Here is a 21,351-nt window from a genome sequence, read left to right as displayed (position 1 = left end):
ATCCGTCACACGGCGTCACCGCCGACAGAATCTCGACTCGCTCAGTGATCGAACGTCGCACCGCAGTCGCCACAGACGGTGCTGTGGCCGGGCACGGTTCGCTGAGCGAAGACGGCGCCGCAGTCGTCACAGATCATGTAGAGTCGGTGCTCCGGCGGAACGCCGGCCTCGAACGTGAGGCTGATCCAGGCGTCGGCGTTGGTCTCGTCGTAGAGCGTAATCTCGGCACCGTCCTGTCGCCAGTTGATCGGAGTGGCCTCCGACCCGGCCTCCTCCGTAACTCGTTCGGACATCGGGTCGTCCGCATCCATACCGCCAGTACATATAATTTTTCTGATGAGAATTTACACGTCCTCGAGTGAACACTGCCCCGACAGGTCCGCCGGCCCGACCGCTGACTTTTTGCGAGTGGACTGAGCGGGAGCGTGTATGACGCTCGATCCGGTCCACTTCGACGGTATCGCGCGGCTCGCGCGGCGGATCGACCACGGTGCCGACGCGCGCGACCGTCGCGCGTTCGCGAAGACGGTCTGGGAGGAGTTTCTCGATCCGCTCGTCGACGGCGACGGGCGGCGGGTTCTCGAGCCGGTCGACGAACAGCGGCGCCGTCGGGTCGACTGCGAGGACGTCGCACTCCACGAACGGCCCTTCGAGAGCGAGCACGGTCTCGACGCGGGGACGATCAACCCGACGACGTTCAAAAACGGTCTCGTGATCGACATCGCGCAGGCGGCGATGAGCGCGACGCCGAGTGACCTCGACGTCCATCGGTCGCGGACGACCGTGATGACGGTCCACTCGAACGACGAGACGATGACCGTCGACGAGTCGTGGGGGGCCTTCGACGAGGGGTACAGTCGAAGCCGCGCGGTCAAGATCCCGCCGCTACCCCGGTTCGCCGAGGGAGTCGTCCACGCGCTCGCGCTCTACCTCGCCGAGAGCAACCACGCCCTCGACCACGCCGAGGACGTCGACGACCTGCTCGTCCTCGACGGACCGATCTACCCCCGCGGCCTGCTGCGCTGGGCCGACCAGCACCCCGACCTCGAGGACTTCCTGCTCGAGGACCCCCGTCCGACGACGGTCCTCGAGAACTACGTTCGGCTCGTCGAAACGTTCGTCGAGCGCGGCGTTCCCCTCGTCGGCTTCGTCAAGAACCCGGCGACGCGCGTCGTGACGCGAACGCTGAAAGAAAAACGAAACGTCGACCTCGCGACCCCCTGGAACGACGACGCGGCGCTCTTTACGCGCCTGCTCGAGCGCGGCGAGTACGTCGACGACGTCGAGGGCGAACGCTGGGAGCGAGAGACGTCGGCGCTGACCTACACCAACTGGTTTCGCTCGCGCGGCGGGGTCGACCGGCCGCTGTCGATCCACGGCGACGCGCTCGGGGTCGACCGAACGCTGGCGCCCGAGCAGTACGAGGTGACGTTCTGTGTCGTCTACGACCCGCGGGACGACCTCATCTACCGGCTCGAGGCGCCGTACGCGTTCACTCGCGACTCCGACACGCGAGCGGCCCTGACGATGCAACTCCTGCAGGACGTCGCCGTCGCCCACGGTCCGCCGACGATCGTCGAGAAGGCGGACGAACTCGCCCGGATCAGCCGCTCGGAGAAGGCGTCGCTGCGCGAGACCCTCGAGGCGCAGTTCGATACGTCGCAGGACCGGACCTACGACGACCATCGGTGGGAGGAAACGCGGTGATACTATCCTCCCCGGCGCAAACGCCGGGGTTGCAAAAGTGGAATGCTATCAATTCGGCGTTACGGCCGGGCTAACAGAGTATTACGCCCCGCCCTCGCTTCCCGCTTCTTCGGTCGCTCCGTCGGTTTTCTCGACTTCGAGTTCGACGTCGGCGGGATCGACGCCGATGCGAGCGAACTGGGTCTTGACGTGTTCTTTGGCGGCCTCGATCGCCTGCTCGCGGGTATCGAATCCGCGAGGCATCGGCGACTCGAACGCGAGATTCACTTCGCGCCCGTCGACGAGTTGGGAGGAGCCGCCGCTGTCGACCTCGTAGAATTCGTCACACACCCAGACGTACGCGGCAGCTTCGTCCGGCGCGCCACGAAACGAAGGGGCTCGCTCACCCCGCTCGTACAGCGTGCCAGTGAGTTCGGTGCCGCCGGCACGACCGCGTACCAGGATCATACGAGACCGTAGGACGTGCGGCCGCAAAAAGACAGTGGCGCGCTGATACAGCCAGTCATTCGTCTGCGCTGGCACGATATCCGAGGGGTGGGGTCGCGTCGGGACGTTGGACCCCGATCAATCTAGCGGTACCGGACGGCCGTATACGCCACGGCACTGTCGGGGACTCGTTATATCGCCGTTACACGTTCGGTAGTCTACCCGAACACCACGAAACGAGATCCGTAGGCGACCCCCCACACCCATCGATATAATGGTTTCTACACAGATAGTTATGGGTAAGTAATGGTTACGAAAGTAACCGCTCGTTCCCGGGCCAAATCGTTTTGGAAACGGGCTTAACCCCATTCCACCAGTGTCTTCTGGTAATGAGTTCAGAAGCCCACCTCGGCGGTACAAGTGACCGGGACCCTCTCAAAAACGTTCCTGCAGAGTGCTATGACGTCTTTCGACACCCGCGCCGGATTCGCGTCCTCGAGATTCTCGGCACGCACCGAACCCGACTGTCGCTTGCGGAACTGACGACGGCGATCATCGAGCGCGAGACGGGCGGCGTCTCGACCGGAAAGGCTCGCCACGAGATTCGCACCAGCCTCGTCCACAACCACCTGCCCCGTCTCGCCGACGCCGGCCTCCTCGAGTTCGACGCCGACACCGGCGCCGAACTCGTCGACGAGTCGCCCGTCCACCCCGCCGACCTCTCGGGACTGCTCGATCTCTGTGCCGGGCCGGACGGCCAGGCGCTCCTCGAGGCGATCGTCCACCCTGTTCGGATCCGCATCGTCTCGATGCTGTCGGCGGCCACCAATCCGGTCTCCGTCGACCAGTTCGCCGCGAAGCTCGCCGCGAGCAGCGTCGACTCGCTGACCGACGCCGAGCGCGCGAAACTCAAGCTCCACCACGCGCACCTGCCCCGTCTCGCCGACGCCGGCATCCTCGAGTTCGACGCCGATTCCGGACTCGTCGTCGCCGACGAGCAGGCGATGTCGATCGCCCCGTAACGAAACGGGATCCCGCGACGGCCGTGCGTGTCGCCGCCACAGCTGAACCGCTACCGCATCGCAACCGACGGAAAATCGTCGCCGAGGGCGCTTTTCTATCCGTTTTCACTACTCTCGAGCGACCGCGTCGTTCGAGTCGCTCGCTCGTCCGCCACGTCCGGAGGGAAACGGGTTTGTAGGCCGGGCCGGATGGACCTGATATGACCGATCTGGGTGACTTCGGTGATTTCAGCGCCGAGTCCGACAGCGATTCGGCCGCTGGCGGGTCCGAAACGGTCGATCGCGACGATCGATCGGCAACGCCGACACCTTCCGACGAGACGACAGAATCAGCCGCGGAACACTCCGAGACCGACGCGGACGACGCCTTCGAATCGACGTCCGTCGAACCGCGGGGCGAAGACGTCGGTATCGGCGCGCTCTGTGTCTCCCAGGGACTGCGCGTCGCCGAGGAGGAAGACGAAACCACGCTACGCGCGTACGTCACGCAGGGCAACCGCTCGTCGATCCGCATCGGGAGCTATCTGCTCGCGCCCTACCCCGACGGGGAGACGCTGTTCTGTCGCATCACGGGACTCGAGTACGCCCAGCAGTATCACGCCGACGACGCCACCGAGATTCACGCCCGTCGCGCGATGCGAAGCGACGGCGTCGACGAAGCCGACTACAAGTTCGTCGCCGAACTCGAGCCGGTCGCGGTTCTCTACGACGACGACGGCGAACTGAAACGACGGATGACCGACCGCGTGCCGAAACCCCAGACGGTGATCCGGACCGCTGACGACACCGAACAGATCAAGACGGGGCTGAAGATGCCCGAGGACGGCGTCTTCCTCGGCCACCTCTCGGTCGGCGGCGAGAAGGTGCGGACCGCGGCTTCGCCGCCCACTATCGATTATCGGCTGAAAGACGACTACGACGCGGGCGATCCGCTCGTCTTCCGGCATACGTTGATCGCCGGCGGTACGGGGTCGGGGAAGACCCACGGCGCGAAGAACATCCTGCGACAGTTCCTCGCCGAGGAGCGGACCTACCCGATGGAGGACGGCCGCGACGTCGGCCCCGCGGTCGTCCAGTTCGACCCGCAGGACGAGTACGCCCAGATGCACGACGACAACCCCGACCTGGACGACGCGTTCGCGCGACGACTCGAGCGCGAGAACGTCGCCTACGGCGGGGTCGCCGATACGACCGCGTTCGTCCCGAAAGTGGGAGACGCCTCCTACGCGGCGGGCCACCACCGCGCCCAGCAGGTCGAGTTCACGATTCCGTTCACGATGTGTCGGACCCGCCCGTGGCTCGTCTCCGGCGGCTCCTTAAATGACAACCAGTACGGCGCGCTTACGTACCTGATCGATCGGTTTTTCAGGGATTACGGGGACGGGGGAACCTACACCGAATTCAAATCGTTCCTCGACGACCCCGCGCTCCGGGAGGAACTCGACGAGTCCGGGCGCGTCCACGAGGCGACTTACGATGCCGTCCGCCGGCGGGTCTTCGGTTTCGACGACGTCTTCGATCAGGACGCGCGGCCGATCACCGAACTGATCCACCAGTTCGTCCGCCCCGGCGGGCTCTCGGTCGTTCCGACCTACCACGTCAACGACACCAGAGCGACGGAGGCCGTCGTCCTCGCGCTCTCCTCGCTGCTGATCGACGAGAAACTCTCGAACGATCCGACCTACGATCGAATCAAGGAGACGCCGCTCGTCCTCGGGATGGACGAGGCCCACAACTTCCTCACCGACGCCGACAGCGTCCAGGCCCGGAAGGTCATTACCAAGTTCACCGAAGCCGCGAAGCAGGGCCGCAAAGAACGGTTAGGGCTGTTCCTGATCACCCAGGACCCACAGGACATCGACGACGCCGTCTTCAAACAGATCAACACGACCGTCGTCCTCAACCTGGGCGACGAGGACGCCATCAAGAGCGTCAACATCCCCAGCACGCTCGAGTCGAAAGTGCCCTACATGGAGAAAGGGCAGATGGTCGTCTACTCGCCCGATAACTCCGAACCCGTCGAACTGATCGGCCTCTCGAAGTGTCTGACCAGACACGGCCGGGACTGACGAGACGGTCCGAGCGAGACCGACCGGAGAGCCCTCACCCCTGGCCGACCATCGACTCTTCGTCGTCCCACTCTTGCTCGCGCAGCTCGTACTTCTGTATCTTGCCGGTCGCCGTCGTCGGGAGTTCGTCGACGAACTCCACCCGATGGACGACCTTGTAGCCGGCGAGTCGCTCGCGCGTGAACGCCGTCAGTTCGTCCGCCGACACCGGCGGATCGTCGGGATTCTCGTTGCTCGGCACGACGAACGCCTTCGGCGTTTCGCCCCACTGGTCGCTGGGTGCCGGAATCACCGCGACGTCCGAGACCGCCGGATGGTCGAACAAGGTGTCCTCGAGTTCGATGCTCGAGATGTTCTCGCCGCCGGAGATGATGATGTCCTTCTCGCGGTCTTGAATCGACAGCATACCGTCCTCGTTGACGACGGCCAGGTCGCCGGTGTGGAACCAGCCGTCCCGCTTCTCGGTGAACGCTTCTTCGGTCGCGTCGGGCTTCTCCCAGTAGCCCTCCATCACCTGGTTGCCCCGGACGAGGATCTCGCCGATCGTCTCGTCGTCCCATGGGACCTCGGTGCCGTCCTCGTCGACGACCGCAACCTCGGTCGCCAGTGGCGCGATCCCCTGGCGCTTTTTCAGCGCGAACCGATCGTCGCTGTCCTCATCGATGAGCCGGCGGGTCGCGGACGTGCCGATGAGCGGCCCCGTCTCGGTCGCGCCGTAGAGTTGGCGAAAGTGCCAGCCGAACTCCTCTTCGACGGTCTCGATGACGGCCTCCGGCGGTGCGGCACCGGCTGCGGTGACGCGCATCGGGTTGTCGCCGTCGGTCTGGACGTCGTGTTCCTCGTAGTACTCGCCGAGCATGCTGAGGACCGTCGGGGCACAACAGAGAAACGAGACGTCCTCGTCGACGATCTGCCGGAAGATCTCCGCCGCGTCGACGCCACGGGTACAGACGTGTTTTGCGCCCATTCCGGTGATCGCGTAGATGTGGCCCCAGCCGTTGACGTGGAACATCGGCAGCGTCCAGAGGTAGACGTCGTCGTCGCGGATCTCGTGGTGAATCGTCACGAGTTGGGCGTGCAGCGACTCGGTACGGTGGGTCCGCATGACGCCTTTCGGATCGCCAGTCGTCCCGGAGGTGTAGTTGATGGTGATGACGTCGTCCTCGCTCATCTCGGGACGGTCGTACTCCGGCTCGAGGCCGTCGATGAGGTCGTCGAACCCCTCCCAGTCGCCGTCAACGTCGTCGACGTCGTTCGTGATGAAGATCTCCGTCGGAACCTCGTCGCGGATCGGTTCGATCTTGTCGGCGTACTCGGAGTCGGCGATGATGGCCTTCGCGCCGGAGTCGCTGAGCAGATACTCGTAGTCTTCGGGCGTCAGCCGGTAGTTGAGCGGCGTGTGGATCGCTCCGAGCTGCATGATCCCGTACGCCGACTCGAGCTGGTAGTGCGTGTTCGGATCGAGCACAGCCACCCGGTCTCCCTTCTCGATGCCGCGCTCCTGTAGAACCGTCGAGAGCCGGTCGGCCCGGTTGCCGAACTCCTCGTACGTAAACCGCTCGCCGCTCGTCGCGACGATGGCTTCTTCGTCGCCGTAGTACTTTCTCGCCCGGTCGAGGAAATCGGTCACCAGGAGTGGGACTTCCATACGACATCATCTTCCATGTTCTATGTTATTCTTTCCGGATATTCCAAGGCGCGGCTCATCCGCCCGACCGGAGCTCGAGGTCGCGGTCGGCGTGGGGTCATCCCGGAAACCGTGTCGCGAACGGGAACATCCTGGGCTACGTGTGGCGACCGGTCGCGAGAATCGGTGTCAAAACTGCGCGGTGCAGTTCCGTTGGCACGACTCAGATCGACTCGAGCAACACCCGCTCGAAAAACGCGGCGACGTCGCCCGCGATGGTGTCGTGCTTGCCGACGAAGAAGTGGTCCGCGGACAGCGCCGCCACGTCGTCGCCGCGCTCGCGGGCGCGCTCGACGATCGGCTCCCAGTCGACGGTGGTATCGCGCTCGCCGTAGCGAATCTGGACCGGCGTCTCGAGGCCTGCGAGCGCCTCGAAAGCGTCCAGATCCTCGGCCAGTTGCGCCGTCGGTGCGAGCACAGCGACGGCGTCCGGTGGGGACTCGAGGTCGCTCGCGGCCAGCAGCGACAGCGTCGCGCCGAAGCTGTAGCCGAAGAGGCCCACGCGATCGTACTCCTCTTCGCGAGCCCAGCGGACGGCGTTTCGGACGTCCGCCCGTTCGCCGTACCCCTCGTCCCACGACCCGTAATCGAAGCGCAGGCAGGCGATCCCGCGGTCGACGAGGGCGTCGCTGACGGCCGTCAGTCGCCCATCGGACCGAGAGCCGCCGTGTTGGGGATGGGGCGGGCAGGCGACGACGATCGCGTCGGCTCCGTCGGTCGGTTCCTCGAGCGTCCCCCGGACGTCGCGACCGCCGGGGACAAGGACGTCGGTCATGGGTATCCCTCCGTGGAGGACGGTAACAGCGTTTGGGATCGCTCGCGGGCGGGTCCGAGCGGACTCGCCGCCGACGAACGGGCGGGGAATCGGACCGACGGCGAGCGGACGCGGAGTCGGCGCTACGGCGAGCGAACGGCCACGGACTCGAGCGCGAGGGCCTCGTCGACGACGATCGTTACGGTTCCGCCGTCGCCCTCGAGGTCGACGGCGAGTCGCGTCGGTTCGCGGGACTCGAGGCGGGTCGTTCCCGCGGGGAGTTCCCAGAGGTAGCGCTCGGGGTCGAGGCTGACCTCGCGGAACGCGGCGGCGACGCGGTCGTCCGTGAGCATCGCGGACGGGAGGTCGATCCCGACGACGAGCGAGCAGGTCTCGCACGCGAGTTCCACCCAGTGGGCGTCGCCGACGGCCTCGAGTCGGGGATCGACGGTCGTCGCGCCGCCGCAGTCGGGACACTGGCCGCGGCGAGCCACGCCGAGGTCGTGACGAACGCGAGCGTCGAGGACCTCGAGGACGGCGTCGACGTCGCGACCGTCGAACGCGCGCTGGGGCAGCGAGTAGGTGAAGCCGACCCACTCCTCGCAGGTCGCACAGTCGATCGAGACGAACCCACGTTCGTAGCGCAGCGTCGCCGTCTTCCCGCAGACCGGGCAGTCGGCGTCGATCGGCGTCGACTCGAGTTCGAACGTCTCGGTCGGTCGGTGGGCGAGCACGGCGCGGTACAGCGCCGTCGCGCTCGCCGTCGGGACGTAGCCGTCCTCGACCTGCCGGACGTAGACGCCGCGCAACTGCTCTAAGTGGTAATTGAACTTACCGCTGTCCCGGACGCCGACGGCGTCCATCAGTTCGGCGTAGGATTTCGGCTCCGTGTAGATCGCGACCCAGTCCTCGAGCAGCGCGAGCAGGATCTCGAGGCGGATCTCGTGGCCCAAAAGCGAGAACGCCTCGCGGGCGTCGACGTCCCGCTCGGTCTCCGAAGCGTCGCCCCCGTCCGGTGCCATATCGGCTCCTCGTCGGACAGCGCAATGACAGTTCCGGCTCTCGAGTGGCGACGGCCATCAGATGCGTCGTGTTAGCACGACTTGTGAAATCGAGTTCGCAAAACGATTACATCTACACCCGCCGTTCGATCCGATATGATCGAGCCGTCACGCGCCAGCGAACGAATTCGACGACTCCCGAGTCGCCGCCAGAGCCGCAGAGCGGGCGGCGAGTGGCCATGAGCGGCGCCGACGAGTCCGCGGCGACCAACGCGATCGACGATACCGAATCGCGATCCGAGGAGAGCGTCGCGGCGCGCGTCCGCCGCCGGCTCCGGGAGCTCGATCCGGTGAAGTACGGCTGGCTCGGCCTGCTCGCCGTGCCGGGCCACCTCGTCGACTCGCTGGCGTTCATGCAGCTGTTCGGGCTGTTTTTCTTCCTGTTCTTCTGGATCTTTCTGGAACCGCTCGTCGACCTCGCACTGAAGCGCGGGGCCGACGAAGAGACCGAGCCCACCGACTGGATTCACATGGGCGACTGGCGCGAGTGGGCCGTCGCGTATCTCTCGATCCCGCTTACGTTCCTGAACCCGCTCGTGCTCGCACAGGACGGACTCCAGCTTCTCGGCTCGGGCGTCGCGTCCGTCCGTCACCGCGGGTCGGTCCCCGACCCGACCGACGACCGACCGATCGACTACCGCCTGCCGGTCGACGGTACCTGGACCGTCGTCAACGGGAGCCTCGAGAAGGAGTACTCCCACTCGTGGCTCCCGCTGACTCAACGCTACGCCTACGACTTCGTCATCACGGACGACGACGGCCGAACGCGGCCGGTGGACACTGGCCCGGCCGTCGAGGACTACTACTGCTACGACGAACCCGTCCTCGCGCCGGCCGACGGGGTCGTCGTCGACGTCCTCGACACCGACCTCGAGCCGTCCCGCGGCGGCGGCTTCGCCCACCCGCTGAAACGCGACATCCCCGGCAACTACGTGACGATCCAGCACGCGCCAGACGAGTACAGCTGTCTCGCACACCTCGTTCCGGGAAGCGTCGCCGTCGAGCCGGGCGAGCGCGTCGAGCGCGGCCAGCGGGTCGGCCGCTGTGGTCACACCGGTAACTCCTCGGAGCCCCACCTCCACTTTCAGGTGCAGGATCACCCGGTGTTCGGGCTGGCGGCCGGGATTCCGCTCCGGTTTGCGAACGTCGAGGTCGAGTCGCCGTGGCTGGACGGAGAGCGAGCCAGCGAGGACGCGACGACGCCGGCGACCGAAACTACCGACGACGGGGCCGGCGGCGACGAACGCGAGCGGACGGTCGACGACGGCGGACCGACCGCGATCACCGCCGGCCAGCGCGTCACGACCGCCGAACAGCCCGCTCGCGCGGCCGCGGAGTCACCGACTCGAGCGGCCGACGGAGCCGGACCAGCACGGTCCCGTAAGAGCGCGAGGGCCTCCCCCCGACCTCGAGCCCTCGCGACGCTCGAGCGACTGGCGCTCGGCGGCGTGGTCGCCGGCGTCCTCGCGGTACTCGCGACCGTCGCCACCGGAATCGCGGGCGTCCCAGTGGCGCCGCTCGCGGTGGCGCTCGTCCTCGCGGCTGCCGCCGGCGTCGGCTTCGGCTGGCGGTTCGTCGTCGGTGGTCCCGACCGCGTCTCGCGACCGGGATGGCCGGGAGCGCCGCTCGGGATCGGACTGGTGGCCGCGCTCTGGGCGACGGTTCCCGCCGCTCGTTCGCCGGTAGTGCTCGTGGGTCTCGGCGTCGCGGCGTACGTCCTGTTCGGCGAGTACGATCGGTACGCGCTCCGGCGCGCGTTCGACCGGGGTCCGGAACCGGAAGCCGGTTCGGCGAGCGATCGATCGGTCCGGTCGTAGCTCCCGCGGTTCACGGCCACCGAAGCCGTCGTCCGATTTCCGAAACGGATCGCCGCGATCACCGCGCGACGCGCCGATTTCGGCAGCGTCTGTCGATGATGTGATGTTTTTAAGGGCAACGAGCGATACGTACGAGTATGGGCATCCTCTCTCGGACCTCCTACATCATCCGGTCGAAGCTCAACTCGGTGCTCAACCGCGCCGAGGATCCGACGGAGACGTTGGATTACTCCTACGAGCAAATGCGCGACCAGCTCCAGGAGGTCAAACGCGGCATCGCCGACCTCACCACGCAGAAAAAGCGCCTCGAGATGCAAAAGCGCCGCCTCGAGGACAACGTCGAGAAGCACAACGAGCAGGCCCGAACCGCCGTCCAGCAGGACCGCGAGGACCTGGCTCGGCGCGCCCTGGAGAAAAAGAAGACGAAGATGAGCCAGATCGAGGATCTGGAACGCCAGATCTCGGATCTGCAAAACCAGCAGGACCAGCTCATCGAGAAGAAAAACGAGCTCCAGAACCGCATCGAGGAGTTCCGCACGAAAAAGGAGACGATGAAAGCCCGCTACGAGGCCGCCGAGGCGAGTACAACCGTCTCCGAGGCGATGACCGCCACCGGCGAGGAGTTCGAGGACGTCGGCCGCGCCATCGAACGCGCCGAGGAGAAGACCGAAGACATGGAGGCCCGCTCGGCTGCCCTGGACGAGCTACACGAGTCCGGCGCCTTCGACGACGTGCTCTCCGACAAGGACAACATCGACCGCGAACTCGAGCAGCTCTCGGCCGACAGCGGCGTCGAAGCCGAACTCGAGACGCTCAAATCGGACATGGGTCGCGGCGATGCCGAACCCGAGCCGTCCGACGACGTCGACGTCGAGGGGGAGGTCGACGAGGGCGACATCGAGGAGATGGAGGCCGAGGTCGAGGACAGCGAGATCGAGTCCGAACTCGCGGAACTGCAGGACGAAGAGAACAACTAGGGCTGTAGCCGCCCTCGACCTCGAGGATCGGTGGCGTTCGTGTGCGCCCACCGCGCCCTCGAGGCCGGAGACGACAATCGAGCCGACCCACCACGAGCGACCGGCGTATTTTCGCGTGGCGTGTTCCGGAACAACACCTACCACCGTTGACCACGTAATCGTGGTATGGCTCCGACTCCAGCCGTCGAGACACTCACGCCGACCGAGCAGGTCGTCTTGCTCGCCGTCGTCGACTGCCACCGAACCGAGGAGACGCCGATACAGACTCACGAGCTTCGCCACCGCTGTACCGACAGACTCGAGCGCGTCGAAACGAGCGTCGTCGGCACGCTCACCGAAGCCGACGTGATGCGCTCGCTGTACCGCCTCGAGGACGAGGGGCTTCTCGAGGAAATCGAGACCGACAGCGCGTCGCCGACGGGGAAGGGACGGCCCGCCTACGCGCTGGCGGTCGACGCGGACGCGGTCGTCGACGCCGCCGACGACGAGCTGCTCGACGGCGATGCCGACGCCGATCACGAGACAGCGTAGCGAGTCGACGCGACGCGCGTCGAGGGCTACTCGCGGGCGTTCCGCGGTTTGAATCCGAACCACTCGGCGAGCGTCGAGATGACCCGGTCGTGGAGGTACCAGAGGATAGCGACGGCCACGACGATGATGACCGCGTCCGCGACGCCGCCCATCAATCCGAGTGCGATGATCAGCGTCGTCGCACACGCCGCCGCGTGGTTCGTCTTCGTCAGGAGCATCGCGGTCGTCGTCAGCATCATCGCGAGCGTCGCGCTCGCCATCAGGTAGACGAGCTCCCACGAGAACGCGATGTCGGGCCGGTCGAAAACGACGTAGGCGCTGACCTCGTTGCCGACGAGGACGTACGCGATCATCCCGCAGACGACGGCGACCGCGTGGCCGCCGATGACGTGGTAGCCACCCTCCGCTCGAGGCTGTTCGCCGGTCGCCATCAGGTACGCCGACGGGCCAAGACTCGGGAAGAGAAACGGCTGGCCGGTGACGAGCGTGATGGCGCCGAGCACCACGAAGTGCAAGAAGACGTTGACCGTCGCGCTGTATTCGTCTTTAAGGGAGAAGTCGGTGTTCGGCTCGTCGACGTCCACCTCGAGGTCGGCGTCTGGCACGTGCTCGTGACGACGATATCGCCCCTCAAAAACGCTCGCTCTCCCACTGATTTCGGCGGCGGCAGGCGATAGAAGAACGACAGTGCACCGAAGGAGGCGCTCGAGCGGTCGTAGTGACCGCGTTCTTTTTCGCTTCGACGGCCGAACGGTGGCCGTGAGCGGACGATCGACACGACGGCGTCTGTTGAAGCTCTCCGGCGTGACCCTCGTGAGCGGCGTCGCCGGCTGTCTGCGGGGCGAAGTCGGCGCGGGCGATCCGGATCTGGGCGATCCGAAGCCGTACGTCGAGGTGACGTTCTCGAGCGGACGCGACGACGAGCACGCCGACCCGGCCGTCGCCCACCTCGTCGACGGGGGGACCGTCGAGTGGGTCGCGGATGGGGGCAAACGCGAACACGCTGTCGCCGCCTACCACCCGTCGACACACGGCGATCAACGGCGAATTCCCGACGGGACGGAGCCCTGGGAGAGCGCCGATCTCACCGACGGTGAGTCGTTCGACCGCGTCTTCGACGAGGAGGGCGTCTTCGACTACGTCTGTCGACCACACGAGGCCGACGGCGCGGTCGGTAGCATCGTCGTCGGCTGGCCGGAACCTGACGAAGAACCCGGACTCGAGCCGCCGTCCGACTCGTACCCGGCGGCCGCGGCCGAGGCGATCGAGCGACGGAACGAACGGGTTCGAGACGTCCTCGAGGAAGTCCACGAGTAGCGTGCTTACGACTGCTTTCGGGACGATCCGCGCGTATTAGGTCGGCGTTCCGAGAACCGTCACGTCGTACTCGGCGATGTCGTCCGGCGCCTCGAGGAGGATCACTTCGAACTCCCAGCGCTGGCCACCGTCCAGATCGCCGGTGCTATCGAGGTAGCGACCGAGGTGATCGCCGTCGTCGTTGTAGACGCGAACGCGGATCTCGACGGTGTCGATCCGATCCGATCCGGTGTGCTCGACGACGCCCTGGACGGTCGAACCGCGGTAGTCATCCTCGAGGACGAACTCGTGGGTCTCGAGGGAGAGTGCCCCGAGATCGGTGACGCCCTCGTCGATCTCTTGCTCGGCGAGCGATTCCGCCGCGGTCATCTCCTCGGGGTCGCGCTCCTCGCCGTCGGCGTCGTCGACGGCGCCGGTTTCGTACTCGGGGTCGCCGACGATCCCCGGGCCACCGTCGCCGAGACAGCCGGCGAGGGCTCCCGTCGAGCCAATACCGAGCGTTGCGAGCACGGACCGGCGGCTGCGTGTTCGAGGCTCGTTCGTCATCGCCGTCTCCCCCGCCGTCGGCTCGAGCGGTCTGCTGGAGGGGCCGTTCCGTCACGTCGCATATGAAAGTCGACAGCGCGGATCCATTTGAGTGTGGGCCCTGAACGGGCAGCGCGCACCCGGCTCGACCGTCCGAACCGTTCTGGAGACGGGACGGTACGGTTTCGAGGGCAGTATCAGTATGTGCAACGCAGGCGCTTATTGTCACCTCCGGTGACCGTGGCGTATGGGGTCTTCTGAGGGAGACGAGTCGCTCGAGTCCTACGGAACCGACATCGGGAGGCGGACCAGTTCGTTCACTCGCGTTCACGAGTGGATCCTGGTCGACGGAGACCGACTGTTCGTCGCGACGCTCATCTCCGTCGGCGTCTTTCTGTTCTTTCTCCTGTTGAACGAGGTCGGATTTATCGCCGTCGTCAACGACGACTCGATCACGCGCCTGGCCGGCGGGATGATCGCCGGCACGTTCTCGCTCGTGACGCTCGTCGTCTCGATCAACCAGCTGATCCTCTCCCAGGAGTTCGCCTCCGCCGGCGACGCCCGCGAGCAACTCGAGGGGGTCATGGAATTCAGGCGAAACGTCGCCGACACGGCCGGCGTTCCGGCGAGTCCGGGCGCACCGTCACGGGTGCTCGAACTGCTCGTCGAATCGGCACGCGCACACGCGAGCGGTCTCGCCGACGCGATCCAGACCCACGACGACGACGACGTGCGGAAACTGGTCGTCGAGTACACCGAGATCGTCGAGGAGAGCGCCGACAGAATCGACGACACGCTCGAGCAAACGAAATTCGGGACGTTTCAGGCGGTCTCGGCCGCGATCGGGTACAACTCGGCCTGGCAGCTGTACCTCGCCAGAAACATCCGCGGCCGATACGAGGAGTCGATGTCCGACGAGGCGGCGTCCGAACTCGAGGCGTTGATCACCACGCTGGAGCTGTTCGATACGACACGCGAGCACTTCAAAACGACCTACCTCCAGAAGGAACTCACGCGCTTCTCGCAGTTGACGATCTACTGTGGCGTGCCGGCGATCCTGGCCGCGATGACGCTCGGATTCGTCTACGCGGATCTCGCCGGTCCGACGGTCAGCGCCGCGTTTCTGCCGTACGTCGTCAGCGCGCTCATCGCCATCGTCATCTCCCCGCTCGCCCTGCTGGCGGCGTTTATTCTCCGAACCGCCACGGTCACTCGCCGAACCGCCTCCGTCGGTCCGATGCTTCCGCAGAAAGATCCCGAAGCCGGACCGTTCGACGTGACCGACGCCGCCGAATCGGAGAGTCCCGGGGGAACCGCCACCGAAGCGGACTGACCGTCACCGCGACTCGCCCGCTTCCTCGAACGGCGCTTCGGCCTGCTCGACGTCTCTCTCGAGTTGAGCGACCAGCGCGAACAGCGCGCCGAGCAACAGGCCGTAGAGCAGGTGGCCGACGAGGCTCTCGAAGGCCAGACCGGGGAACGCGGCCTCGCCGGGACCGACGGCGGTCCAGAGCGTCAGGACGATCACCGGCAGAATCGCCCAGACGGCCAGCCCGTAGACGAACCCCGCGAGGACCAGTCGAGTACCGGGCCCCATCGCCGCGATGAAGTCCGTCTCGACGTCGGCCATCAGCGTCCCGAACACCGGGCTCCGAGTGACGAGGTATCCGAACACCGCGCCGAGGACGAGCCCGTGGCCGAGGTGGAACAGCCAGCCGGCCGTCCCGACCGGCTCGAGGCCGTAGATCGCGGGGACGGCCTCGGTGATGATGGCCGGGTCGGCGAGCCACAGGACGAGGCCGAACAGCAACGAACCGACGGCCCCGCCGACCGCGCCGCCGACGAGCCAGTTGAAGCTACCGCCGATGCCGAACGTGATCGGGCTATCGACTTGGACGCTCATTGCACGCGGTCGTACCGGCCGCCGTCGGTAAAGAGACGGCGTCCGTTCACGGGTTACGTCCGATTACAGCCCGGTGTAAATTTTGCTTACCGAGGCCATCTCTCGTTACTCGAGTGGGCCTCCCGATTCGGCGGTCGCTGCACGGCTGCGTTCGAGCGCGTCGATCGGAACCATCGCTTTCCGGCTGTGGTCTTTTGCAGCGGGGCGCCATCAACACCCGACGGCAATGAGCGAGGCGAACTCGGACGACGGCTTCGGTGGTGGCGATCCCCTCGGCGGCGTCCGACTGTGGCTGCTGTTGCGGGTGAACCGCTGGGTGCTTACCGGCGGTATTCTGCTGGTCGTGTACGTCGTGCTGGTTCTCGCGAGCGCGCTCGAGTTGACGCCGTTGCGGATCATCGCCGAGAACCAGGACGGCCTCGAGTTTCTCTTCTCGTCGTTTATCGGGGCGATCATTACGGGAGTGTCGATCGTCGTCACGATCAACCAGCTCGTGCTCTCCCAGGAACTCGGTGCGGTCGGCGACCAGCGCGCGCGGATGCAGGACTCGATCGACTTCCGTCAGGACGTCGAAGGCACGATCGACGAGGACGCGAGCCCGCCCGAACCCGGGCCGTTCCTCTGGGAACTCGTCGACGGCATCGAAGAGCGCGGCCGGGAGCTCGAGTCGGCGATAGAAGACGAGCGCGACGAGGAGCTCAAAGCGACGATCGGCGACTACGTCGAGGAGCTCTCCGGAAACGCTCACCAGGTCAAAGACGACCTCGAGAACGCCCAGTTCGGCACGTTCGAGCTCATCTGGAACGCCTTGCGATTTAACTACTCGCGGAAGATCTACGACGCGCGCAAGATCCGTGCGGATCACCGGGAGTCGCTTTCCGAAGCGGCGGCGGAGAAGCTCGACCACATCATCAAGACGCTGAAGTTCTTCGGTCCCGCCCGCGAGCACTTCAAGACGCTGTACTTCCAGTGGGAGTTGATCACCCTCTCGCGGGCGTTGCTGTACATCTCTGTGCCGGCGCTGACCGTGATGGGGATCATGATCATGTACGTCGACGGGAACACCTTGCTGGGGTCGACGCTCGGGATCGACAAGCTGGTCTGGATCACCAGCGCCGGCTTCGTCGTGGGCATCTCGCCGTTCGTCGTCTTCATCACCTACATCCTTCGGATCGCGACCGTCGCCAAGCGGACGCTGGCGATGGGGCCGTTCATCCTTCGCGAGTCCGAGCGGGATCAGGACCTGGGGTGATCGACCGGCCGACGGAGCCGTCGGGCCGAACGCGGCGCCGCTCGCTGCGAACCTGGCGCAGCTATTTCCGACCCGCCGTGGAACCCCACGAGCGATGAGCGGCGACGGCTCACAACCGGGCGATACGATGGCCCAGCGCAGCGAGTCACCGACCTGGAAACACCAGTTGCTGCTGAACGCCAACCGCTGGATCGTGACGGCGGGACTCATGGCGTTCGTTTTCGTCGGCCTGCTCGTGCTCGCCGAGCTCAGTCCGGTCTCGCTGCGAGCCCTGATGGGGCAGAAAGAGCCCGTCCACACGCTCTTTCAGGCGCTCGTGACCGCCCTCATCACCGGCGTTACCCTCGTCGTGACGATCAACTCGCTGGTGCTCTCCCAGGAACTGGGCGCCGTCGACGACCAGCGCGAGCGCCTCGAGGGATCGCTCGAGTTCCGCGAGAACATCGAGGGCTCGATCGACGCGCCGATCAGTCCGCCCGAGCCCGCGTCGTTCGTGCAGGCGATTATCGCGGCCTCCGAGGACCGGGCCAGCGACTTCCGCAAGGCCGTTTCGGAGAGTCAGGACGACGAACTGATCGAGCGCGTCGACGACTTCGTCGACAACCTCACGACCCACGCCAACTCGATCCGCGACGACCTGAACGACGCGCAGTTCGGCACCTACGACGTCGTCAAGGCCGCCCTCGATTACAACTACTCCTGGAAGATATTCCGCGCTCGCCGGATCAAGAACGCCCACGCCGACTCCTTCACCGACGAGGCCCGCGAGGCCTACGACGAACTGCTCGAGTCGCTGAAGCTGTTCGGGCTGGCTCGCGAGCACTTCAAGACGCTGTACTTCCAGTGGGAGCTGATCAACCTCTCGCGGGCGATGATGTACGTCGCCGTCCCCGCGCTGGTCGTCGCGATGTCGATGCTGCTGTTTTTCGACGCCGACGCGGTCTCGGGGACCGTCCTCGGAATCGACGCCATCGTCTGGATCGTCGCGGTGGCGGCGACCATCGCCGTCACTCCCTTCCTGCTGTTGATCGCGTTCATCCTGCGGATCGCGACGATGGCCAAGCGGACGCTCGCTATCGGTCCCTTCATCCTGCGCGAGTCGAGTCGCGGCGAGGAAATCGACTGGGAGTAAGCCGCCGCTTCCGGCGCGGTGGCGAACCGGCGTCTACAGCGGTGCGCCGGCCAACACCAGCTTCGCGCGGTCGTCGCCGCGGTTGAAGATCTGGCGGGATTCGGCCGAATCGAGTCGGATCAGTTCGTCCGCCTCGAGCGTGACCGTCTCGTCCCGGTCGGTGAGTTCGACCTCCGCGGTCCCGCTGACCACGTAGTAGATCTCCTCCTGATCGGTGTGTGTCTCGTCGTGTTCTTTCCCCTTCGCACCGGGCTCGAGTTCGAGGATCGAGAAGCCGAGGTGGTCGCTCTCGAGTTCGTCCTTGAGGAACCACATGCCGCCGTACTCCGCTGGAACGACTGACTCCGGATCGGTCTTGGACGCGGTATCGTAGCCCATACGCGATCCATCGGTCACGACCGCCAAATCGGTGGGGAAAGCGGAAAGCGCCCCGGTCAGCGAAACGACTTTCGCATCTCGACGTGGGGGATCCCGGCCTCCTCGAACTCCTCGCCGCGTTTCTCGTAGCCAAGACTGCGATAGAATCCGGCGGCGCGGGTCTGCGAGTGGAGTTTCAGCGACTCGAAGCCCTGCGCTCGCGCCTCGTCCTCGACCGCTTCCATCACTGCACGGCCGACGCCGGTCTCCCGGGACGACTCGAGGACGGCGACGCGTTCGACCTTGCCGACGCCCGGCTCGTACTCCCGAAGGCGTGCGGCGCCGATCGGCTCGTTGCCGGTTTCGTCGGCGGAGCCGTCGCCGTCTGCAGCGGGATCGTCGTCGATGCTGTCGCCGTCGGTGTTGTCGCCGTCGGCGTCGCTGTCGGTGTCGTAGGCGACGAAGTGAGTCGCCGTTGCGTCGTGGTCGTCGTACTCGATCGTCTCGTCGACGCCCTGTTCGACGACGAAGACGTCCCGTCGAACGGCGAAGGCGTCCTCGCGAGCGCCGTCGGTGTCGGCGACGCGAACCTCGAGATCGTGCATGCCGGGTCGGTAGGCGATGCGCTCGTGAAATCGTTGTGCTTCGCCGACCCCGCTCGCTCTCGAACCGGGATTCGCTGAACGTGTCGGTTCGAGGCTGCCTTCGACTCGAGCCGATTCGCTCGAGCGCACCGCGGACCTGAGACGGCCGCTCACTGGTCTGCTGTACCGAGTTATCGGCCCGACCGCGAGCCGTCCCGCGATCGGGGGCACTGACCGACAGTAGTCCGTATCACTCGAGGACTGCTCGAACGTCGGCCGCGAGCCCGTCCGAAGCGTCTTCGGGTGCGTCTGTAAGCCAAACGAGATCTTCCACGTCCTCGCCGTCGATGGTCGGCTCGTCCGCGACCGGGCGACCGGGGACCGGTTTGGTCCGGGCGAGAACGTCGTAGGTCGTGTGGCTCCGGTTCGGACTGTCCTCCTGGCGAAACTCGACTCGGCGGAGACGGATCGGCTCGGCGACTTGGAGTCTGCGGCCGGTCAGCGACTCGAGGGCGCGCCGGGCGACGCCAGTCCACTCCGCGTCGGGATCGACGGGGACGGCCGGGAGCGTCCAGCCGCGGGCGCCCGCCGCGACGAACAGGAGTTCGCCGGCTTCGGTGACGACACCGAGCGTCAGGCGGCTCTCGAGGTCGCGTGCGGTCTCGAACTCGGCCTGCGTGACGGTACGGGTCTCGGTGTCGACGGCGACGGCGTCTCGCTCGCGAAGAGATTCGGGGTCGAGTGGTGCGTCCATGGACGGAACGCGGCGATTGTGCGCCGAAAAGCTACTGATTCCGTCCGTTCCGTTCCCGGCCGGTTCCGCGACACGCAGACGTGTGTCTCGGCGTTCGCTTCGAAACCGCACAAAAATGCGATATCGCAACCGTGCGCTGCGAGCGCCGCGTTACGCGAGGTCCTGAATGTTCGAGACGACTTCCTCGGCGAACTCGCTGGTGGCGAGCTTCTCGGCGTCGTCGAGCTGGCGCTCTAAGTCGTACGTGACCTTGCCCGAGGAGATGGTCTCCTCGACAGCGTCGCGCACGAGGTCCGCGGCGTCGTTCCAGCCCATGTACTCGAGCATCATGCGGCCCGAGAGGATCATGGCGGTCGGGTTGACCTTGTCCTGGCCTTCGTACTTGGGCGCGGAGCCGTGGACGGGCTCGGCGAGCATGCGGCCCTCGCCGAAGTTGCCACCGGGGGCGATGCCGAGACCACCGATCTGAGCACCACAGGCGTCGGACATGTAGTCCCCGTTGAGGTTCATCGTCGCGACGACGTCGTACTCGTCGGTGCGGGTCAGAATCTGCTGGAGCATGTTGTCCGCGATGCGGTCGTTGACGACGACGGCGTCCTCCGGCGCTTCGCCGTCTCGCTCCTCCCAGAGGGTGTCCTCGGTGATGACCTCGTCACCGTACTCCTCTTCTGCGACCTCGTAGCCCCAGTCGCGGAACTGACCCTCGGTGAACTTCATGATGTTACCCTTGTGGACGAGGGTAACGGAGTCGCGGTCGTTCTCGAGGGCGTAGTCGATGGCCTCGCGGACGAGTCGCTTCGTTCCGAACTCCGTGATCGGCTTGACGCCGATGCCGACGGGGCCGTCGTGGATGACGTCGTCGGCGCCCATCTCGTCTTCGACGAACTCCTTGACCTGCTGGACTTCGTCGGTGCCGGCCTCCCACTCGATGCCGGCGTAGACGTCTTCCGTGTTCTCACGGAAGGTGACCATGTCCATCTCGCCGGGGTTTTTGACCGGCGACGGGACGCCGTCGAGGTGGTAGGTCGGTCGAACGTTCGCGTAGAGGTCGAGCAGCTTGCGCAGGCCGACGTTCAGCGAGCGGAAGCCGGCGCCGACGGGCGTCGTCAGCGGGCCCTTGATCGCGACGCGGTGTTCCTTGATTGCCTCGACGGTCTCGTCGGGAAGGTTCTCGTCGTACTTCTCGCGGGCGGACTCGCCGGCGTAGACGCGCATCCAGTTGATCTCGCGGCCGGTCTCCTCCGCGGCGGCCTCCAGAACCTTCTGGGCGGCCGGACCGACGTCGCTTCCGACGCCGTCGCCGTAGATGATCGGGATAATCGGGTTGTCAGGTACCTCGAGCTCGTCGTCGGTACCTTCTTTCAGCGTGATCTTTTCCCCGTCCTCGGGGACCTCGATCTTGTCGTAACTCATCTCGTCTAGACGGTGCTGTCACTGGGGGTAAAAGGTCTACCATTTCCGTCGGCCACGGGCTAA

General features: G+C 65.9%; 22 protein-coding genes. 10 read left to right on the top strand and 12 right to left on the bottom strand.

Going from position 1 to position 21,351, the window contains the following annotated elements; all coding sequences use genetic code 11:
* Positions 1 to 41: 41 nt before the first annotated feature.
* On the bottom strand, positions 42 to 311 hold the full coding sequence (locus tag C493_RS06290) for a hypothetical protein (RefSeq protein ID WP_007258581.1): 270 nt from the start codon (positions 309 to 311) through the stop codon (positions 42 to 44).
* Positions 312 to 429: 118 nt separating this feature from the next.
* Here C493_RS06290 and C493_RS06285 point away from each other — a divergent pair, with 118 nt between their 5' ends.
* Positions 430 to 1,707: a DNA double-strand break repair nuclease NurA gene (locus tag C493_RS06285; RefSeq protein WP_007258580.1), complete on the top strand. Its 1,278-nt coding sequence runs from the start codon at positions 430 to 432 to the stop codon at positions 1,705 to 1,707.
* Positions 1,708 to 1,788: 81 nt separating this feature from the next.
* Here the strand turns inward: C493_RS06285 and C493_RS06280 are convergent, their stop codons facing one another.
* A complete protein-coding gene (locus C493_RS06280) occupies positions 1,789 to 2,154 on the bottom strand; it encodes a DUF7113 family protein (RefSeq protein ID WP_007258579.1) in 366 nt (121 codons plus the stop codon).
* A 368-nt stretch (positions 2,155 to 2,522) separates the two neighbouring features.
* On the opposite strand from C493_RS06280, the gene C493_RS06275 reads away from it, so the two are divergent.
* Both C493_RS06275 and C493_RS06270 read left to right on the top strand, forming a co-directional pair.
* Positions 2,523 to 3,155: a DUF7344 domain-containing protein gene (locus tag C493_RS06275; protein ID WP_007258578.1), complete on the top strand. Its 633-nt coding sequence runs from the start codon at positions 2,523 to 2,525 to the stop codon at positions 3,153 to 3,155.
* Positions 3,156 to 3,355: 200 nt separating this feature from the next.
* A complete protein-coding gene (locus C493_RS06270) occupies positions 3,356 to 5,224 on the top strand; it encodes a helicase HerA domain-containing protein (protein ID WP_007258577.1) in 1,869 nt (622 codons plus the stop codon).
* 34 nt (positions 5,225 to 5,258) lie between these two features.
* Here C493_RS06270 and C493_RS06265 read toward each other — a convergent pair whose 3' ends face one another.
* The 3 genes from C493_RS06265 to C493_RS06255 form a co-directional block, all read right to left on the bottom strand.
* Entirely contained in the window at positions 5,259 to 6,872 is a 1,614-nt protein-coding gene (locus C493_RS06265; protein WP_007258576.1) for a long-chain-fatty-acid--CoA ligase, read from the bottom strand.
* A gap of 202 nt (positions 6,873 to 7,074) precedes the next feature.
* The gene (locus C493_RS06260) at positions 7,075 to 7,686 is read right to left on the bottom strand and encodes an alpha/beta hydrolase (protein ID WP_007258575.1); all 612 of its coding nucleotides are present in this window, start codon (positions 7,684 to 7,686) and stop codon (positions 7,075 to 7,077) included.
* 122 nt (positions 7,687 to 7,808) lie between these two features.
* Positions 7,809 to 8,687: a winged helix-turn-helix domain-containing protein gene (locus C493_RS06255; RefSeq protein WP_007258574.1), complete on the bottom strand. Its 879-nt coding sequence runs from the start codon at positions 8,685 to 8,687 to the stop codon at positions 7,809 to 7,811.
* Positions 8,688 to 8,905: 218 nt separating this feature from the next.
* Between C493_RS06255 and C493_RS06250 the strand changes: the two genes are divergently transcribed.
* From C493_RS06250 to C493_RS06240, 3 genes are all read left to right on the top strand, one after another.
* On the top strand, positions 8,906 to 10,543 hold the full coding sequence (locus C493_RS06250; protein WP_007258573.1) for a M23 family metallopeptidase: 1,638 nt from the start codon (positions 8,906 to 8,908) through the stop codon (positions 10,541 to 10,543).
* Between the two features lie 137 nt (positions 10,544 to 10,680).
* Positions 10,681 to 11,520 carry a PspA/IM30 family protein gene (locus C493_RS06245; RefSeq protein WP_007258572.1) on the top strand — a complete coding sequence of 280 codons (840 nt, stop codon included), beginning with the start codon at positions 10,681 to 10,683 and terminating at the stop codon, positions 11,518 to 11,520.
* A gap of 165 nt (positions 11,521 to 11,685) precedes the next feature.
* Entirely contained in the window at positions 11,686 to 12,051 is a 366-nt protein-coding gene (locus tag C493_RS06240; RefSeq protein ID WP_007258571.1) for a hypothetical protein, read from the top strand.
* 26 nt (positions 12,052 to 12,077) lie between these two features.
* On the opposite strand, the gene C493_RS06235 is transcribed toward C493_RS06240, so the two are convergent.
* On the bottom strand, positions 12,078 to 12,656 hold the full coding sequence (locus C493_RS06235; RefSeq protein ID WP_007258570.1) for an HPP family protein: 579 nt from the start codon (positions 12,654 to 12,656) through the stop codon (positions 12,078 to 12,080).
* A gap of 154 nt (positions 12,657 to 12,810) precedes the next feature.
* Between C493_RS06235 and C493_RS06230 the strand changes: the two genes are divergently transcribed.
* On the top strand, positions 12,811 to 13,368 hold the full coding sequence (locus C493_RS06230; RefSeq protein WP_152421105.1) for a cupredoxin domain-containing protein: 558 nt from the start codon (positions 12,811 to 12,813) through the stop codon (positions 13,366 to 13,368).
* Between the two features lie 36 nt (positions 13,369 to 13,404).
* On the opposite strand, the gene C493_RS06225 is transcribed toward C493_RS06230, so the two are convergent.
* Entirely contained in the window at positions 13,405 to 13,914 is a 510-nt protein-coding gene (locus tag C493_RS06225; RefSeq protein WP_007258568.1) for an FxLYD domain-containing protein, read from the bottom strand.
* Between the two features lie 226 nt (positions 13,915 to 14,140).
* Here C493_RS06225 and C493_RS06220 point away from each other — a divergent pair, with 226 nt between their 5' ends.
* Positions 14,141 to 15,226 (top strand): hypothetical protein, encoded by a 1,086-nt coding sequence (locus C493_RS06220; RefSeq protein ID WP_007258567.1) that lies wholly within the window; start codon positions 14,141 to 14,143, stop codon positions 15,224 to 15,226.
* 3 nt (positions 15,227 to 15,229) lie between these two features.
* Here the strand turns inward: C493_RS06220 and C493_RS06215 are convergent, their stop codons facing one another.
* The gene (locus C493_RS06215) at positions 15,230 to 15,796 is read right to left on the bottom strand and encodes a DUF6789 family protein (RefSeq protein ID WP_007258566.1); all 567 of its coding nucleotides are present in this window, start codon (positions 15,794 to 15,796) and stop codon (positions 15,230 to 15,232) included.
* Positions 15,797 to 16,022: 226 nt separating this feature from the next.
* Between C493_RS06215 and C493_RS06210 the strand changes: the two genes are divergently transcribed.
* Together C493_RS06210 and C493_RS06205 are read left to right on the top strand one after the other, a co-directional pair.
* Positions 16,023 to 17,048 carry a hypothetical protein gene (locus C493_RS06210; protein ID WP_007258565.1) on the top strand — a complete coding sequence of 342 codons (1,026 nt, stop codon included), beginning with the start codon at positions 16,023 to 16,025 and terminating at the stop codon, positions 17,046 to 17,048.
* A gap of 94 nt (positions 17,049 to 17,142) precedes the next feature.
* On the top strand, positions 17,143 to 18,180 hold the full coding sequence (locus C493_RS06205) for a hypothetical protein (protein ID WP_007258564.1): 1,038 nt from the start codon (positions 17,143 to 17,145) through the stop codon (positions 18,178 to 18,180).
* Positions 18,181 to 18,213: 33 nt separating this feature from the next.
* Here the strand turns inward: C493_RS06205 and C493_RS06200 are convergent, their stop codons facing one another.
* The 4 genes from C493_RS06200 to icd all read right to left on the bottom strand — a co-directional run bounded on the left by C493_RS06200 (position 18,214) and on the right by icd (position 21,288).
* Positions 18,214 to 18,558 (bottom strand): cupin domain-containing protein, encoded by a 345-nt coding sequence (locus C493_RS06200; RefSeq protein WP_007258563.1) that lies wholly within the window; start codon positions 18,556 to 18,558, stop codon positions 18,214 to 18,216.
* A 56-nt stretch (positions 18,559 to 18,614) separates the two neighbouring features.
* On the bottom strand, positions 18,615 to 19,142 hold the full coding sequence (locus C493_RS06195; protein ID WP_007258562.1) for a GNAT family N-acetyltransferase: 528 nt from the start codon (positions 19,140 to 19,142) through the stop codon (positions 18,615 to 18,617).
* Between the two features lie 229 nt (positions 19,143 to 19,371).
* Positions 19,372 to 19,875 carry a hypothetical protein gene (locus tag C493_RS06190; RefSeq protein WP_007258561.1) on the bottom strand — a complete coding sequence of 168 codons (504 nt, stop codon included), beginning with the start codon at positions 19,873 to 19,875 and terminating at the stop codon, positions 19,372 to 19,374.
* 150 nt (positions 19,876 to 20,025) lie between these two features.
* Entirely contained in the window at positions 20,026 to 21,288 is a 1,263-nt protein-coding gene (gene icd, locus C493_RS06185) for an isocitrate dehydrogenase (NADP(+)) (protein WP_007258560.1), read from the bottom strand.
* Between the last annotated feature and the right edge of the window lie 63 nt (positions 21,289 to 21,351).

It is taken from the genome of Natronolimnohabitans innermongolicus JCM 12255 (genome assembly GCF_000337215.1).
Lineage (GTDB): Archaea > Halobacteriota > Halobacteria > Halobacteriales > Natrialbaceae > Natronolimnohabitans > Natronolimnohabitans innermongolicus.
The sequence above is the reverse complement of the archived record's forward strand: the minus strand, read 5'-3'. Positions and strand labels throughout refer to the sequence as shown.

What these genes read in the sequence shown, in the direction of transcription:
- C493_RS06255 (WP_007258574.1), bottom strand. Translation starts at nt 8,687, where the DNA reads ATGGCACCGGACGGGGGCGACGCTTCGGAGACCGAGCGGGACGTCGAC.
- C493_RS06270 (WP_007258577.1), top strand. Translation starts at nt 3,356, where the DNA reads ATGACCGATCTGGGTGACTTCGGTGATTTCAGCGCCGAGTCCGACAGC.
- C493_RS06290 (WP_007258581.1), bottom strand. Translation starts at nt 311, where the DNA reads ATGGATGCGGACGACCCGATGTCCGAACGAGTTACGGAGGAGGCCGGG.
- C493_RS06245 (WP_007258572.1), top strand. Translation starts at nt 10,681, where the DNA reads ATGGGCATCCTCTCTCGGACCTCCTACATCATCCGGTCGAAGCTCAAC.
- C493_RS06200 (WP_007258563.1), bottom strand. Translation starts at nt 18,558, where the DNA reads ATGGGCTACGATACCGCGTCCAAGACCGATCCGGAGTCAGTCGTTCCA.
- C493_RS06220 (WP_007258567.1), top strand. Translation starts at nt 14,141, where the DNA reads ATGGGGTCTTCTGAGGGAGACGAGTCGCTCGAGTCCTACGGAACCGAC.
- C493_RS06210 (WP_007258565.1), top strand. Translation starts at nt 16,023, where the DNA reads ATGAGCGAGGCGAACTCGGACGACGGCTTCGGTGGTGGCGATCCCCTC.
- C493_RS06260 (WP_007258575.1), bottom strand. Translation starts at nt 7,686, where the DNA reads ATGACCGACGTCCTTGTCCCCGGCGGTCGCGACGTCCGGGGGACGCTC.
- C493_RS06265 (WP_007258576.1), bottom strand. Translation starts at nt 6,872, where the DNA reads ATGGAAGTCCCACTCCTGGTGACCGATTTCCTCGACCGGGCGAGAAAG.
- icd (WP_007258560.1), bottom strand. Translation starts at nt 21,288, where the DNA reads ATGAGTTACGACAAGATCGAGGTCCCCGAGGACGGGGAAAAGATCACG.
- C493_RS06225 (WP_007258568.1), bottom strand. Translation starts at nt 13,914, where the DNA reads ATGACGAACGAGCCTCGAACACGCAGCCGCCGGTCCGTGCTCGCAACG.
- C493_RS06195 (WP_007258562.1), bottom strand. Translation starts at nt 19,142, where the DNA reads ATGCACGATCTCGAGGTTCGCGTCGCCGACACCGACGGCGCTCGCGAG.
- C493_RS06215 (WP_007258566.1), bottom strand. Translation starts at nt 15,796, where the DNA reads ATGAGCGTCCAAGTCGATAGCCCGATCACGTTCGGCATCGGCGGTAGC.
- C493_RS06275 (WP_007258578.1), top strand. Translation starts at nt 2,523, where the DNA reads ATGAGTTCAGAAGCCCACCTCGGCGGTACAAGTGACCGGGACCCTCTC.
- C493_RS06190 (WP_007258561.1), bottom strand. Translation starts at nt 19,875, where the DNA reads ATGGACGCACCACTCGACCCCGAATCTCTTCGCGAGCGAGACGCCGTC.
- C493_RS06240 (WP_007258571.1), top strand. Translation starts at nt 11,686, where the DNA reads ATGGCTCCGACTCCAGCCGTCGAGACACTCACGCCGACCGAGCAGGTC.
- C493_RS06250 (WP_007258573.1), top strand. Translation starts at nt 8,906, where the DNA reads ATGAGCGGCGCCGACGAGTCCGCGGCGACCAACGCGATCGACGATACC.
- C493_RS06285 (WP_007258580.1), top strand. Translation starts at nt 430, where the DNA reads ATGACGCTCGATCCGGTCCACTTCGACGGTATCGCGCGGCTCGCGCGG.
- C493_RS06280 (WP_007258579.1), bottom strand. Translation starts at nt 2,154, where the DNA reads ATGATCCTGGTACGCGGTCGTGCCGGCGGCACCGAACTCACTGGCACG.
- C493_RS06205 (WP_007258564.1), top strand. Translation starts at nt 17,143, where the DNA reads ATGAGCGGCGACGGCTCACAACCGGGCGATACGATGGCCCAGCGCAGC.